This window comes from Streptomyces sp. NPDC031418 (assembly GCF_055581605.1).
The window spans coordinates 20,369-34,425 of the sequence record NZ_JBVIJC010000035.1 but is presented as its reverse complement, the minus strand read 5'-3'; the positions used below and the strand labels follow the sequence as shown (position 1 = coordinate 34,425).

General features: G+C 73.1%; 11 protein-coding genes. 4 read left to right on the top strand and 7 right to left on the bottom strand.

Features of this window, described 5'->3' with window-relative positions; genetic code table 11:
• The first annotated feature begins 4 nt into the window (after nucleotides 1–4).
• Nucleotides 5–895 (top strand): YwqG family protein, encoded by an 891-nt coding sequence (locus ACZ5CZ_RS36165; protein ID WP_468948979.1) that lies wholly within the window; start codon nucleotides 5–7, stop codon nucleotides 893–895.
• Between the two features lie 21 nt (nucleotides 896–916).
• Here the strand turns inward: ACZ5CZ_RS36165 and ACZ5CZ_RS36160 are convergent, their stop codons facing one another.
• The 6 genes from ACZ5CZ_RS36160 to ACZ5CZ_RS36135 form a co-directional block, all read right to left on the bottom strand.
• Nucleotides 917–2,368 carry an aldehyde dehydrogenase family protein gene (locus ACZ5CZ_RS36160; RefSeq protein WP_468948977.1) on the bottom strand — a complete coding sequence of 484 codons (1,452 nt, stop codon included), beginning with the start codon at nucleotides 2,366–2,368 and terminating at the stop codon, nucleotides 917–919.
• Nucleotides 2,365–4,095: an N-acyl-D-amino-acid deacylase family protein gene (locus ACZ5CZ_RS36155; protein ID WP_468948975.1), complete on the bottom strand. Its 1,731-nt coding sequence runs from the start codon at nucleotides 4,093–4,095 to the stop codon at nucleotides 2,365–2,367. Before ACZ5CZ_RS36155 ends, ACZ5CZ_RS36160 begins: the two co-directional genes overlap by 4 nt.
• Nucleotides 4,095–5,213 (bottom strand): LLM class flavin-dependent oxidoreductase, encoded by a 1,119-nt coding sequence (locus ACZ5CZ_RS36150; protein WP_468948973.1) that lies wholly within the window; start codon nucleotides 5,211–5,213, stop codon nucleotides 4,095–4,097. The genes ACZ5CZ_RS36155 and ACZ5CZ_RS36150 overlap by 1 nt, the downstream gene beginning before the upstream one ends.
• 121 nt (nucleotides 5,214–5,334) lie before the next feature.
• Nucleotides 5,335–6,105, bottom strand: coding sequence for an SDR family NAD(P)-dependent oxidoreductase (locus ACZ5CZ_RS36145; RefSeq protein ID WP_468948971.1), 771 nt, complete (start codon nucleotides 6,103–6,105; stop codon nucleotides 5,335–5,337).
• A 9-nt stretch (nucleotides 6,106–6,114) separates the two neighbouring features.
• Entirely contained in the window at nucleotides 6,115–7,032 is a 918-nt protein-coding gene (locus tag ACZ5CZ_RS36140) for an LLM class F420-dependent oxidoreductase (RefSeq protein WP_468949022.1), read from the bottom strand.
• A 5-nt stretch (nucleotides 7,033–7,037) separates the two neighbouring features.
• A complete protein-coding gene (locus ACZ5CZ_RS36135) occupies nucleotides 7,038–8,264 on the bottom strand; it encodes an amidohydrolase family protein (protein ID WP_385847170.1) in 1,227 nt (408 codons plus the stop codon).
• 201 nt (nucleotides 8,265–8,465) lie between these two features.
• Here ACZ5CZ_RS36135 and afsR point away from each other — a divergent pair, with 201 nt between their 5' ends.
• Together afsR and ACZ5CZ_RS36125 are read left to right on the top strand one after the other, a co-directional pair.
• Entirely contained in the window at nucleotides 8,466–11,456 is a 2,991-nt protein-coding gene (gene afsR / locus ACZ5CZ_RS36130; protein ID WP_468948969.1) for an SARP-family global regulator AfsR, read from the top strand.
• A gap of 210 nt (nucleotides 11,457–11,666) precedes the next feature.
• Nucleotides 11,667–11,888 carry a hypothetical protein gene (locus ACZ5CZ_RS36125; protein ID WP_468948967.1) on the top strand — a complete coding sequence of 74 codons (222 nt, stop codon included), beginning with the start codon at nucleotides 11,667–11,669 and terminating at the stop codon, nucleotides 11,886–11,888.
• A gap of 3 nt (nucleotides 11,889–11,891) precedes the next feature.
• On the opposite strand, the gene ACZ5CZ_RS36120 is transcribed toward ACZ5CZ_RS36125, so the two are convergent.
• Complete coding sequence (locus ACZ5CZ_RS36120; protein ID WP_468948965.1) at nucleotides 11,892–13,061, bottom strand: hypothetical protein; 1,170 nt, start codon at nucleotides 13,059–13,061, stop codon at nucleotides 11,892–11,894.
• 171 nt (nucleotides 13,062–13,232) lie between these two features.
• On the opposite strand from ACZ5CZ_RS36120, the gene ACZ5CZ_RS36115 reads away from it, so the two are divergent.
• Entirely contained in the window at nucleotides 13,233–14,057 is an 825-nt protein-coding gene (locus ACZ5CZ_RS36115) for a DUF4253 domain-containing protein (RefSeq protein ID WP_467549061.1), read from the top strand.

Genomic DNA, 14,057 nt, shown 5'->3' with positions numbered 1-14,057 from the left:
GGCCGTGAAGCTCACCACCGCCCCGTCCGCCCTGGAACCCGCCCGGGACTTCCCGGAGTTGCTGGCGCACGCCCGCCCGGCCGTACGACTGCATCCGCGCCGCGGCACACCCGGACCGCGCGACAGCCACATCGGCGGCCCGCTGCTCTGGCCGGCCGCCGAGCCCTGGCCGGAGTGCGCCGACCACAAGGACGTCAACGGCCGCGCCTACAGCATGCCGATGGTCGCGGTGGCCCAGCTGACGGCGGCGGACTTCCCGGAGATCCGCTTCCCGGACGGCACGGACCTGGTCCAGCTGCTGTGGTGCCCGGAGTGGCACGACCAGCCGCATCCGGCGGGCTGGGGCCAGGCCTGCCGGCTGTTCTGGCGCCGCGCCGACCGGGTCACCGACCCGCTCACCGAGCAGCCGGACCCTGAGGAACACTGGGACTACGACTGGGACATGATCCCGCGCGCCTGTGTGCTGCACCCGGAGCGGCTCCCGGACTACCCGGACAGCGAGGAGCTGCCGGACGGTCTCGGGGAGCGCTTCGAGGCCTGGCTGAGGGAACGGAACCTGCGCGACGACCTCACCACCGTCCCCGGCTACAAGCTCGGCGGCTACATGAACTGGTGCACGACGGACCTGCCGGCCGCCCTGGAGTGCGGTGAGTGCCAGGCCCCGCTGGAGCTGTTCCTCCAGTTCGACACCTGCGAGTACGCCATCGGCACCTGGGGCCCCGACGGCGCGCCCCACCGCTTCCAGCCCCTGGAGGAACGCCATCTGGAGCCGCGCGGCCCGGAGTGGCAGGCGGCCCTGGAACCGGTCGGCATGACCGTCGGCCGCGGCAGCCACGCCGGTCTGTTCGTCTGCGCGGCCGACCCCCGGCACCCGGCGTCGTACTTCTCCCAGTGACACCAATGACCGTGGCGCCCCTCACCCCGGCCACACGATCGACTGCACCTCGCTGTAGGCGTGCAGCGCGTAGGAGCCCACGTCCCGGCCGACCCCGCTGCGTTTGAAGCCGCCGAACGGGGCCTCCATGTTGCGGCCGACGGTGTTGACGCCCACCCCGCCGGCCCGCAGCCGCCGCGCCACCCGGAAGGCGCGGGCCACATCGCCGGACCAGACGTAGTCGATGAGGCCGTAGTCGGAGTCGTTGGCGAGGGCGATGCCCTCCTCCTCGTCGTCGAACGGGATCACCACGACCACCGGCCCGAAGATCTCCTCCCGGGCCACCCGCATCCCGTTCGCGCAGTCGGCGAGGAGGGTGGGCGCGACGTAGAACCCCCGGTCCAGTGGCGGCCGTCGGCCTCCGGTGACCACGGTCGCGCCCTCCTTGCGCCCGAGTTCGACGTACGACTCGACCCGCTCCCGGTGCTGTCCGGAGATCACCGGCCCCACCACCGTGCCCGGCTCCCGTGGGTCCCCGACCGTCAACCGCCGCGCATAGTCGGCCAGTTGGTCGACCAGCCGCTCGTACACCCCGCGCTGGGCCAGCACCCGGGTCGGTGCCGTGCAGATCTGTCCGCTGTAGAAGGAGAAGGTGGTCCCGATCCCGGCCACCGCCGAGCCGAGGTCCGCGTCGTCGAAGACGAGTGCCGCGCCCTTCCCGCCCAGCTCCATCAGCTGGCGTTTCATGTCCCGGCCGCACACCTCGGCGATCCGCCGTCCGACGGCCGTGGACCCGGTGAAGCTGACCATGTCGACGTCGCCCGAGGCCACCACCGCCTCCCCGACGGCCACCTCCCGCCCGGAGACCACGTTCACCACCCCGCGCGGCACCCCGGCCTCCTGGAGCGCCTCCGCCATGCGGTAGACGGACAGCGGGTCCTGCGGGGCCGGCTTCACCACCACCGTGTTGCCCATGGCCAGCGCCGGGGCGACCTTGCCGGCCGCGTTGGCCCAGGGGTTGTTGTACGAGGTCACGCAGGTGACGACGCCCACCGGCTGGCGTACCGCCAGCGCGCCCAGCACCCCGGCCCGCCCCATCGGCCCGGCCTCGATGAGCTGCGGCGGCACGGCCCACTCGGCCGCCTCCACGGTCGCGTACCGGCGGAACCGGGCCACGGCCACCCCGACCTGCATGCCCCGCGCGGTCGCCGGGGTCGCCCCGGTCTCGGCAATCGCCAGCCGGGCGTACGGCTCCGCCTGCCCCCGGATGATCTCCGCCGCCCGGCCCAGCAGCGCCGCCCGCTCCTCCGGGCGGGTCCGCGACCACGCCCCGAACGCCTCCCGGGCCGCCGCGCAGGCCGCCCGCGCCTGCTCCGGCGAGGCCTCCGGCGCCCGGCCGACGACCTCCTCGGTGGCCGGGTCGATCACCGGATAGTGGCCGTGCTCGGGTGCGACCCACTCCCCGCCGACGAACAGCCGCTGCCCCTCGCTCACCGGGTGCTCACCGTCCGCGTGTCCCGGCCGGACCGCAGCACCCTGCCCGGTACGGCCCCGCTCACCACGTCGTCCCGGATCGCCTCGACCCCGTTGACCCACACGGCCCGCACCCCGAGCGCCCGCGAGTCCAGCCGCGGGCTGTCGCCGGGCAGGTCGTGCACCAGCCGGGCGCGGCCGGCGTCGATCCGCTCCGGGTCGAAGAGCACCAGGTCGGCGTGGAAGCCCTCGCGCACCCGGCCCCGCTCGCGTAGCCCGAACAGCCGCGCAGGTTCGTCGGTCAGCATCCGCACCGCCTGTTCCAGCCCGACCAGCTTCCGGCCGCGCAGACAGTCCCCGAGGAACCGCGTGGTGTACGGCGCCCCGCACATCCGGTCCAGATGCGCCCCCGCGTCGGAGCCGCCGAGCAGCACGTCCTCGTGCTGCCAGGTCTCCGCGCGCAGCGCCCAGGACGCCGGGTCGTTGTCGGACGGCATCGGCCACAGCACCGTACGCAGCCCGTCCTCGGCGCAGATGTCCACCAGGCACGCGAAGGGGTCCTGCCCCCGCTCCTCGGCGATGTCCCGGACGACCCGCCCGGTGAGCCCCTCGTTGGCGGGGCTGTAGGTGTCGCCGATGACATACCGCCCGAAGTCCGCGAGCCGCCGGAAGACGCCCGCCTCCTTCGACCGGGCCCGCCGCAGCAGCTCGTCCCTGGTGTGCGGGTCCCGCAGCCTCGCGATCCGCTCGGGCACCGGCAGCCCGAGCACCGGCCCCCAGCCGGGGATCAGGTTGAGCGCGCAGAAGGTGCCCAGCGACATGTTCATCGGGGTGAGGATCGGCATGGTCAGGGCCACCACCCGGCCGCCCGCCTTGCGCGCCCGTTCGCTCGCGCTCAGCTGCCGCGGCACCCGGTCCGGCACGGCCGCGTCGACGGTCAGCACGTTCCAGTTCAGCGGCCGCCCGGCGGCGGCGCTCAGCTCCGCCAGCAGCTCGATCTCGGCGTCGCTGAACCGGTCCAGGCAGCCGGCGACGATCGCCTCGATCTGCGTCCCCTCGTGCTCCCCGACCGCCCGCGCGAGGGCCAGCAGCTCCGGTGGCCGGGCGTGCCGGGAGGCGACCGGCCGGCCGTCCCCGTCGGAGTGGGTGCCCGACTGGGTGGTGGACAGCCCCCACGCCCCGGCGTCCATGGCCTCGTGCAACGCCCGCACCATGGCGGCCAGCTGCTCGTCCCCCGGCTGCCCGCCGATCGCGTCGGCCCCCATCACATACCGCCGCAGCGCACAGTGCCCCACCATGAACCCGGCGTTGACCGCGATCCGCCCCTCGAGGGCGTCCAGATAGTCACCGAAGGAGTGCCAGCTCCAGGGCGCCCCCTCTTCGAGGGCGACCAGCGACATGCCCTCCACCTTGGACATCATGCGGCGCGTGTAGTCGGCGTCGTCCGGACGGGCGGGGCTGAGCGGCGCGAGCGTGAACCCGCAGTTCCCCCCGACGACCGTGGTCACCCCGTGGTTGAGGGACGGCGTCGCGTACGGGTCCCAGAAGAGCTGGGCGTCGTAGTGGGTGTGCGGATCGACGAACCCGGGAGCGAGGACGAGCCCGGTGGCGTCCTCGGTGGTACGGGCGTCTTCGGTGGCAGCACCGATGACAGCGATACGGCCGTCCCGTATACCGACGTCGGCGGTGAAGGCGGGCAGACCGGTCCCGTCCACGACGGCGGCACCCTTGATGAGGTGATCAAGCATCACGCGGCGCCCCGGAACCGCGTCGTCCGATGAACCGGATCCGTGTCGATCTTCGGAATCACGCACTCCCCGATCAACCGGATCGTCTGCAACGTCTCCTCCTTCGGCACCCCCACCGGCAGCCCGAAGCTCAACTGGTCCGCCCCCGCCTGCTCCCACCTCTTGCACTGCCGCAGCACCTCGTCCGGGTCCCCGCAGATCAGCAGCTCCTCCTCGATGAGCAGCTCCACGAACTCCGGTGTGTACGCGGGCAGCGTCTCCGGCCACTCCGGGAACCCCTCCGGCCGCGGGAACGTGTCGTGGTACCGGAAGACCAGCGAGGGCAGATAGTGCAGCCCCCCGCGGACCGCGATGTCGATCGCCTCCGCGTGCGTGGGCGCGCAGATCGCGGTGGTCGTGACCATCACGTTGTCGTTGACGAAGTCCCCCACCGGCTCCGCGTCCACGATCGCCGTCTTGTACTGCTCCAGCACCCACTCCATGTCGGACACCTTCTGGATGCTGAAGCCGAGCACGCCGAGCCCCTTCTTCGCGGCCATGGCGTACGACGGCGGGGACCCGGCCGCGTACCACATCGCCGGGTGGGACCTGCCGTACGGCTTGGGCAGGATCTTCCGCGGCGGCAGCTGCCAGTGCTTGCCCTGGAAGCCCTGGTACTCGTCCTGGAGCCACATCTTCGGGAACTCGGCGATGGTCTCCTCCCAGATCTCCTTGGTGTGGTTCATGTCGGTCACCCCCGGCAGGAACCCGAGGATCTCGTGCGAGCCGGCGCCCCGCCCGCTGCCGAACTCGAAGCGGCCCTCGCTGAGGTGGTCGAGCATGGCGACCTTCTCGGCGACCTTGACCGGGTGGTTGACGGGGGCCAGCGGGTTGAAGATCCCGGAGCCGAGATGGATCCGCTCGGTCGCGTGCGCGAGGTAGCCGAGGAACACGTCGTTGGCGGAGAGGTGGGAGTACTCCTCCAGGAAGTGGTGCTCGGAGACCCAGGCGTACTTGAAGCCGGACCGGTCCGCCTGGATGACGTACTCGGTCTCCTCCATCAGTGCCTTGTGCTCGGCGAGCGGGTCGGTCTCGGCACGCTTGCCCACGTATCCCTGTACGAAGAGCCCGAATTCCACGGCGGTTCACCGTCCCTACGAGTGCCTATGGATCCTTGCCTGTGGCTTCATATCTGACGGCCCGTCAGATCTCAAGAGAGAGGGGTCTCAGGAGAGACGACCGCCCCTCGGGCAGCGCCGGTCAGATGACGCTGACCCCCGCCAGCCAGCCCCCGTCGATGACGAACGGCTGCCCGGTGATGTACGACGAGTCGTCCGAGGTCAGGAAGAGGGCGAGCCGTGCCACCTCCTCCGGCCGCCCGACCCGGCCGAGCGGCACCAGCCTGCGGTACAGCTCGTCCAGGGCCCGGCTCGTCTCCTCCGGGTCCGCGTCGGGGTCCAGCCGGGCCGGGTTGGACATGGGGGTGTCGATGGCGCCGGGGCAGATGGCGTTGACCCGGATCCGCCGCCCCGCCAGCTCCAGCGCGGCCACCCGGGTCAGCCCGAGCACCGCGTGCTTGGTCGCGGCGTACGTGCCCACGGCGGCCATCCCGGTCAGCGCGGTGTAGGAGGCGGTGTTGACGATCGTCCCGCCGTCGGCCATCTCCGGCACCACCGTCTTCATGCCCAGGAAGCAGCCGACCTGGTTGACCTGGACGACCTGCATGAACTCGTCCAGCGGGGTGTCCACGAGGGCGTTGAAGCGCAGGATGCCCGCGTTGTTGACCAGTCCGTCGATCCGGCCGTACGCCCGCCGGACCTCGGCCACGGCCTCCCGCCAGCCCTCCTCGGTGCCCACGTCGAGATGGACGTAGAGCGCCCCGATCTCCTTGGCCAGGGTCTGGCCCTGCTCGTCCAGCACATCGGCGACGGCCACCCGCGCGCCCTCCGCCCGGAAGAGCCGCGCCTCCTGCTCGCCCTGCCCGCGCGCCGCACCGGTGACCAGGACGACCCGCCCGTCCAGCTTGCCCATGAAGCCCTCCTAGTTGAGCCGGGGCGCGACCTCCGCCCCGAACAGTGCGATCTGGTCGACGAGTTCGGCCCGGCTCCGGCTGCGGAACCGCACCTGGATCTGGTCCACGCCCATCGCCCGGTACGCCCTGAGCGACTCGGCGATCCGCTCCGGCGCCCCGCTGAGGGTGCGCCGCCCGACGTCCCAGCCGGCCGGTCCGACGTAGAGCGGCTCGGCGATGGCGCCGACGGTGAACGGCCCCTCGGCGCCCTGCTCCGCCCGCAGCCGCCGGATCCGCTCGATCTGCCCGGCCAGCCGCTCCCGTGGATCGCCCTGCGGCAGCCAGCCGTCGCCCTTGAGCGCGGCCCGGCGTACGGCGGCGGGCGAGGAGCCGCCGACCCACAGCGGCACCCGGGGCTGCGCGGGCCGGGGCCGCTGTCCGAGCCCGGCGAAGTCGTAGCGCTTGCCGTGGTGCTCGGGGTACTCCTCGGGCCCGAGGGCGGCCCGCAGCGCGTCGACGGTCTCGTCCAGGACGGCCCCGCGCCGCTCGAAGTCGGCGCCCACGGCCTCGAACTCCTCCCGGACGTGCCCGGCCCCGACCCCGAGGATCAGCCGGCCGCCGGAGAGGTGGTCCAGGGTGGCGTACTGCTTGGCGGTGAGCAGCGGATGGCGCAGCCCGACCACCGCGACATGGCTGAGCAGCCGGATGCGCCCGGTGACGGCGGCGAGATGGGCGAGGGTGGCGACGGGGTCGTACCAGACCGTGCCCATGGCCGCTGCCAGCCGCCGGGGCACGGCCACGTGCTCGCACACGGCGAGGTAGGCGAAGCCGGCGGTGTCCGCGGCCCGGGCGACGGCGACCAGGTCCGCCGCGCCCGCGGCGGCCTCCCACGGCTCCGCGTACAGGGTGCTCTGGGACTGCACGGGCAGCTGGATGCCGTACGCCAGGGCGGTCACCGCCACAGCCCCTCGGGGGTCAGCCCCAGCAGCTCGATCGCGTTGCCGCGGACGATCCGCTCGACCACCTCGGGCGCCAGGTGCCCCATCTGGGCCTCGCCGACCTCGCGGGACTTCGGCCAGGTGGAGTCGGAGTGCGGGTAGTCGGTCTCGTAGAGGACGTTGCCGACGCCGATGGCGTCCAGGTTGCGCAGCCCGAAGGCGTCGTCGAAGAAGCAGCCGTACACATGCCCGGCGAACAGCTCGGACGGCGGCCGGCGCACCTTGCCGGCGACCCCGCCCCACCCGCGGTTCTCCTCCCAGACCACGTCCGCGCGTTCGAGGATGTACGGGATCCAGCCGATCTGCCCCTCCGCGTACATGACCCGGAGGTTGGGGAAGCGTTCGAACTTGCCGCTCATCAGCCAGTCGACCATCGAGAAGCAGCAGTTGGCGAAGGTGATGGTGGAGCCGACGGCGGGCGGTGCGTCGGCGGAGGTGGAGGGCATCCGGCTGCTGGAGCCGATGTGCATGGCGACGACCGTGCCGGTCTCGTCGCAGGCCGCGAGGAAGGGGTCCCAGTCGTCGGTGTGCACGGACGGCAGCCCGAGGTGCGGCGGTATCTCCGAGAAGGCGACCGCCCGGACCCCGCGGGCCGCGTTCCGCCGCACCTCCGCGGCGGCCAGCGCGGGGTCCCACAGGGGTATCAGCGCGAGCGGCACCAGCCGCCCCCGCGCCGCGGGCCCGCACCACTCCTCCACCATCCAGTCGTTGTAGGCGCGGACGCAGAGCAGGGCGAGGTCCTTGTCCCGGGCCTCGGCGAAGGTCTGGCCGCAGAAGCGGGGGAAGGTCGGGAAGCAGACCGCCGACTGCACATGGTTGAGGTCCATGTCGGCGATCCGCTCGGGCACGTCGTACGACCCGGCCCGCATCTGCTCGTAGGTGATGACCTCCAGCCGGACCTCGTCCCGGGCGCAGCCGACGGCGGTGTCCAGCCGGGTGAGCGGGCGCCGCAGATCCTCGTACGCCCACCAGTCGCCCACGGGCCCCTCGCCGGTGGCGCCCGGCTCCCCCATCACGGGCCGGAACCTCCCGCCGAGGAACGTCATCTCCCGCACCGGTGCCCGGACGATCCGGGGCCCCACGTCCCGGTACTTCCGCGGCAGCCGGTCCTGCCACACGGCCGCCGGCTCGACGGTGTGATCGTCGACGGAGATGATCCACGGGAACTCTTTGGCCTCCATGCCCCGCACCGTAGCGCTGATCTGACGATCCGTCAGCTACTCGGGAGTCGGCCGGGTTTTCCGTGCGGCCCGCGAAGACGGTGTGAGGGCTTTGTGTACCGGGGCGTGCCGGTCTGTGATCGGCGTCTCCCACGGCTGACGCAACCGCCCCGAACAAGGCAAACTGACAAAGTTGTTCCTGACGCCGAGGGGGGCGAATGCATGGCTGGTGGGCCGCGAGTACCTGAGCAGCGGCGTCCCGGCTCCACGGACCCGGCCGAACCGGCCGCGGAGCAGGAGGCGTTGCGCTTCGGCGTGCTCGGTCCGGTGCGGGCCTGGCGGGGCGCCGAACAGCTCAGCACGGGCTCGCCCCAGCAGCGCGCGCTGCTGGCCGCCCTGCTGCTGCGGGAGGGCCGTACGGCGACCGCGGCGGAGCTGATCGACGCGCTGTGGGGCCCCGAGCCGCCCTCCCAGGCGCTGGCGACGGTCCGCACCTACGCCTCCCGGCTGCGCAAGATGCTCACCCCCCGGATCCTCGTGAGCGAGTCCGGCGGCTACGCGGTGCGCGGCCTCGGCGAGGGCGCCCTGGACCTCGCGGCCGCCCAGGACCTGGCGGCGGCCGCGGAGAAGGCGCGGGGCGCCGGCGACCTGTGCCGCGCCCGGGAGCTGCTGAACCGGGCCCTCGCCCTGTGGGACGGCGAGCCGCTGGCCGGCGTGCCCGGCCCGTACGCCGAGACCCAGCGGGTCCGCCTGGAGGAGTGGCGCCTCGGCCTGCTGGAGTCCCGCCTCGACATGGACCTGGAGCAGGGCTGCCACGCGGAGGCGGTCTCCGAGCTGACCGCCCTGACCGCGGCCCACCCGCTGCGCGAACGCCTGCGCGAACTGCTGATGCTGGCCCTGTACCGCAGCGGCCGGCAGGCCGAGGCCCTCGCGGTCTACGCCGACACCCACCGCCTGCTCTCCGAGGAACTGGGCGTGGACCCCCGCCCCGGCCTGCGCGAACTCCAGCAGCGCATCCTCCAGGCGGACCCGGCCCTGGCCGAGCCCTCCGGCCCGGCCCCGGAGCCCGCGCACGCCCCGGTCCGCCCCGCCCAGCTGCCCGCCTCGGTCCCCGACTTCACCGGCCGCAAGGCGTTCGTCACCGAGCTGAGCGAGGTGCTGGCCTCGGCGTCGGCCCCCGACACCGGCAGCACCCTGGGCCGGGTGATGGCGGTCTCGGCCCTGGCCGGCATCGGCGGCGTCGGCAAGACGACCCTGGCGGTCCATGTCGCCCACCGTGCGCGGGCCGCCTTCCCGGACGGCCAGCTCTACGTCGACCTTCAGGGCGCGGGCCACCGCCCCGCCGAACCGGAGACCGTCCTCGGCTCCTTCCTGCGCGCCCTCGGCACCGCGGACTCGGCGATCCCGGACTCCCTGGAGGAGCGGGCCGCCCTCTACCGCTCGGTCCTGGACGGCCGCCGCGTGCTGGTCCTGCTGGACAACGCGAAGGACGCCGCCCAGGTACGGCCGCTGCTGCCCGGCACGGAGGGCTGCGCGGCCCTGATCACCTCCCGGGTGCGCATGCTGGACCTGGCCGGGGCGCATCTGGTCGACCTGGACGTGATGTCCCCCGAGGAGGCGCTGGCCCTCTTCACGAAGATCGTCGGCACCGAGCGGGTGGCGGCGGAACGCGAAGCCGCCCTCGACGTGGTGGCGGCCTGCGGCTTCCTGCCCCTCGCCATCCGCATCGCCGCCTCCCGCCTGGCGGCCCGCCGCACCTGGACCGTCTCCGTCCTCGCGGCCAAGCTCGCCGACGAACGCCGCCGCCTGGACGAGCTCCAGGCCGGCGACCTCGCGGTCAAGGCCACCTTCGAACTCGGCTACGGCCAGCTGGAACCGGCCCAGGCCCGCGCCTTCCGCCTGCTCGGCCTGGCCGACGGCCCCGACCTCTCGCTGGCCGCGGCGGCCGCGGTCCTCGACCTCCCCGCGGAGGACACGGAGGACCTCCTGGAGTCCCTGGTCGACACCTCCCTCCTGGAATCCGCCGCCCCCGGCCGCTACCGCTTCCACGACCTGGTCCGCCTCTACGCCCGCGCCTGCGCCGAACGCGACGAACTCCCGAGCGAACGGGAGTCGGCGCTGTCACGGCTGCTGGACTTCTATCTGGCGACGGCGGCCCAGGTGTACGCCATGGAGCGGCCCGGAGACCGGGTGGTGGACCACCTTCAGCCGACCCGGTACCCGGGGCTGGCCTTCGACGACCGGCACCACGCCCAGGACTGGCTGTACGCGGAGGCTGTGTCCCTGCTCGCCTGCGTACGGCAGTTCGCGCAGCCGGGGACACTGTTGCGCGCCATCGACCTGCTGTGGACCGCCGTCGACCTCACCGAGTCGGGCGCCAACGCCCGGGAGTACGACGCGGCCGCCCTCGCTCTGCTCGACGCGGCGCGGACCTGCGGGGACCGACGCGCAGAGGTGCGGGCCTCGGTCGTCTTGGCCAACGCCCACCAGCTCTCGGGGCGGTTCGCGGAGGCGGACGACGCCGCCCGCGCTGCGCTGGAGCAGGGTGGGGCGCTGGATCATCCGCTGGCCCGCTGCTGGGCCGAGAACTGCCGCGGCGCCATGGCCTTCTACCAGCGCCGGTACGAGGACGCCGAGAGGCACTTCAAGCAGGCACTCGCGGACTTCCGGGACTGCGGGGACCTGGCCGGCGAGGCCAGCGTCCTGTGCAACCTGTCCCGCATCCACGTGGTCACCGGACGCCCCCGCAGCGCCGTGGAACTCGCCCAGCAGGGCGTCGACATGTACGAGACCCTGGGGCACGCCGTGAAGAGCGCCAACGGGCGCTACGCCCTGGGCATGGCCCTGATGCAGAACGGGCTGCATCTCGAGGCCACCCAGCGGCTCGAAGAGGCGCTCGGCGTCTTCCGGGAGAGCCGTCAGCGGCTGTGGGAGGGCATGACACTGTTCCGGCTCGCCGAGATCGACCTCGCGTCAGGGCGGCACGCCCAGGCCTCGGCGAACGCCGAAGCCGCGCTGACCGTGCTGCGCGGGATCGGCGGCGAGTGGCGGCGGGGCAACGTGCTCACCGTTCTCGGCCGGGCACTCGACGGGATCGGGCAGTCCGGTCGAGCGCAGGTGTGCTGGCAGGAGGCCCTGTCCATCTACGAGGCGCTCCGTTCGCCCGAGGCCGACGCGGTCCGGGCACTGATGGCGTCGAACGCCACCGTGTGAGCCCGGCGGAGCGTTCATCGTTCGTTTATCGCCGCCAGGCACTCTCTTGATGTCGATCCGTCGCGTCGGGGGGCAGGCGGACCGTCGGTGAGGTCGCCCGTACACACGATCTAAGGTGGGGCGATCCGCCGCCCGTCCGGCCGTCCAACGGGGGAATGGCCGGACGGGCACCAGACATCACGTTCCGCGCGCCACTGGGGAGGAAGCACCATGAGCAACGCCAAGAAGGACCAGCAGCTCGTCCAGCCCGACAACATCCACATCACGGACGCCAAGGCCACCGGCACCGTCTCCGCGGACAACATCCACATCACGGACACCAAGGCCACCGGCACCGTGTCCGCGGACAACATCCACATCACGGACGCCCCGGCCGCCGACAGCGGCACGGTCAGCACGGACAACATCCACATCACGTCCGAGCCCGCCTGACTTTCAACCCGACGGGGAATCGGCCGCGGCGGCGCGGAGGGGGAGCCGTCGCGGCCGAGGCGTGTTCGGGGGGCGGCGGCCGCGAGGCCGGCGTTGGGGGCTGAAGAGGACGTACCCCGCCGACCCCGCCGCGAAGGCCAGGCGGATCAGGCCGCAGACCGAGTCGGACGGGATCAGCAGGGCGCTGCCGTACAGGGAGATGAGCGCGATCCAGCTGACCCAGGGCACCAGCCTCCGCTGGCCGACGGAGTCCCAGATCAGGGTGCCGAGCAGGACCGACGCGTTGTAGTACGTGTACACGCTCGGGTCCAGCACGATCCGCGCGTCGGCGGCCAGCAGCACCACCGCCGGCCACCGCCGCCGCCGTACCGCGAGCGTGCCCAGCGCGATGCCGAGGGTCATCTGCGCGGGCCGGTCCCACGGCGGTGTCGCGGGATCGTCCACGCCGAACCAGCGCAGCGCCGACGCAGGCTGGTTGGGGATGGTGAACCGGGCCGCGGCGAAGGTGTCCAGGTGGGTGAGGTAGAAGGGCAGCCACGCCACCGCCACCAGCGCGACGGCCCAGCCGGCGGCGCGCAGCCGGTGCGGGCGGGGCAGCGCCAGCAGGAGCGGCAGAAACCCCACCGCCCAGGGTTTGGAGTCGATGGCGAGGGCCAGCAGCACGCCCACCGCCGTGTGGTTGCCCCGGACCAGCGCGCGGACGGCGAGCGTGGTGAAGAACAGGGCCAGCACGTCGTCGAGGTGGGCGAAGCGGACGGAGACCTCGACCCACATGGGGATGAAGGCGGCACCGGCGACGAGGACCCGCTGCTGGAGGCGCCGGTGGTTCAGCCCCGTACCCCGGTAGTGGTCGGCCGCGGCCCGGCCGATCAGGACCAGCATGTAGAGGCCGAGGGCGGACATGAAGGCGTCCGCGAGCTTCTCGCCCAGCTCCGGCGAGAAGGGTTCGAACAGGCCGGCGACCAGGAAGCTGACGGGGCCGATCTGGAGGTTCGGATGGTTGGCGTAGAGGGCCAGCCCCCCGCCGCGCAGCCGGCCGAAGAGCAGTTCCTCGCCGGTGCGCAGATAGTGCCAGGAGATGGCGGCGTGACGTTCCGCCACCAGGAACCAGAAGGCCGTCCACAGGGTGAGCAGCACGATGTGCCACCGCACCGGATAGCGCCCGATCCGCACGTCCCCTCGTCCTTCCCGTCGCGGCACGGCCGTGGTCGGTGGCCGTCGCCGCACGTCTGTAGAGAGGGACGGGAGCGGCTGCGGGTTGCTCCGGGCGGAACGGATCACTCCGTCGACGGACGCCGGCGGACGCCAACGGCGTTGTCAGTGGCGGCCTTTAGAGTCACCGGTATGGCGACTCTTCCGAACCCGCTGCCCCGGCTGGCCACCGACCCCAGCGGTCGCTCCCTGGGCCTGCAACTGCCGCCCGGCCGGCTGACGGACGAGACCGACGACGGCCCCTGGCACGAACCCCTGCTGTGGTACGCGGAGAAGTCGGCCGCGCCGGGCATGTGGAAGGCGCTGGGCGCACCGGCGGCCCGCGCGGGGCTGCTGCCGGTCCTGGTGGACCTGGGCGGCTTCGCGGGCGGTCTCGGCGGCTGGGTGCTGCTGCCCCAGGAGGCGTCGTATCCGGGGGACCACGACGCGGCGGAGGTGCTGGCGGAGTACTGGGCGGAGGAGACGGACGGCGACGACATCGAGGAGGTGGCGCCGTACGGGCACGCCTGGCCCGGTCTCGCACCGGCCGCCGCCCCCACAGCCGACCCCGGCACCCGCGCCGCCCAGGTCGCCGACCTGCTCACCGGCGACCGCGACACCTGGGCCGAGTGGCTGGAGGAGCCGCATCTCGCCCTGGTCCCGGCCCGCCGCTCCGCCGACATACCGGCGGCGATCGGCTGGACCGGCCCGCTGAACTACGAGGGTGACGTGGCCCGGATCTCCGCGGTGCTGCGCTCCTGGGAGGACCGGTTCGGGGCCCGGGTGGTGGCCCTCGGCCCGGAGACCCTGCTCATGTCGGTCGCCGCGCCGCCCACGGATCCGGCGGCCGCCGAGGCGGTGGCCGCCGAACACTTCGCCCTGTGCCCGAACTCGGTCGTGCAGAGCGGCCCGGGCAGCGTGCGGAAGTACGCCGAGGGTCTGCTCGGCGCCACCGTCTGGACCTTCTGGTGGGACTGA

Bases quoted from the DNA above. Each gene is read 5' to 3' on its own strand.
- ACZ5CZ_RS36145 (WP_468948971.1), bottom strand. From the start codon at position 6,105: ATGGGCAAGCTGGACGGGCGGGTCGTCCTGGTCACCGGTGCGGCGCGC.
- ACZ5CZ_RS36125 (WP_468948967.1), top strand. From the start codon at position 11,667: ATGAGCAACGCCAAGAAGGACCAGCAGCTCGTCCAGCCCGACAACATC.
- ACZ5CZ_RS36115 (WP_467549061.1), top strand. From the start codon at position 13,233: ATGGCGACTCTTCCGAACCCGCTGCCCCGGCTGGCCACCGACCCCAGC.
- afsR (WP_468948969.1), top strand. From the start codon at position 8,466: ATGGCTGGTGGGCCGCGAGTACCTGAGCAGCGGCGTCCCGGCTCCACG.
- ACZ5CZ_RS36135 (WP_385847170.1), bottom strand. From the start codon at position 8,264: ATGGAGGCCAAAGAGTTCCCGTGGATCATCTCCGTCGACGATCACACC.
- ACZ5CZ_RS36155 (WP_468948975.1), bottom strand. From the start codon at position 4,095: ATGCTTGATCACCTCATCAAGGGTGCCGCCGTCGTGGACGGGACCGGT.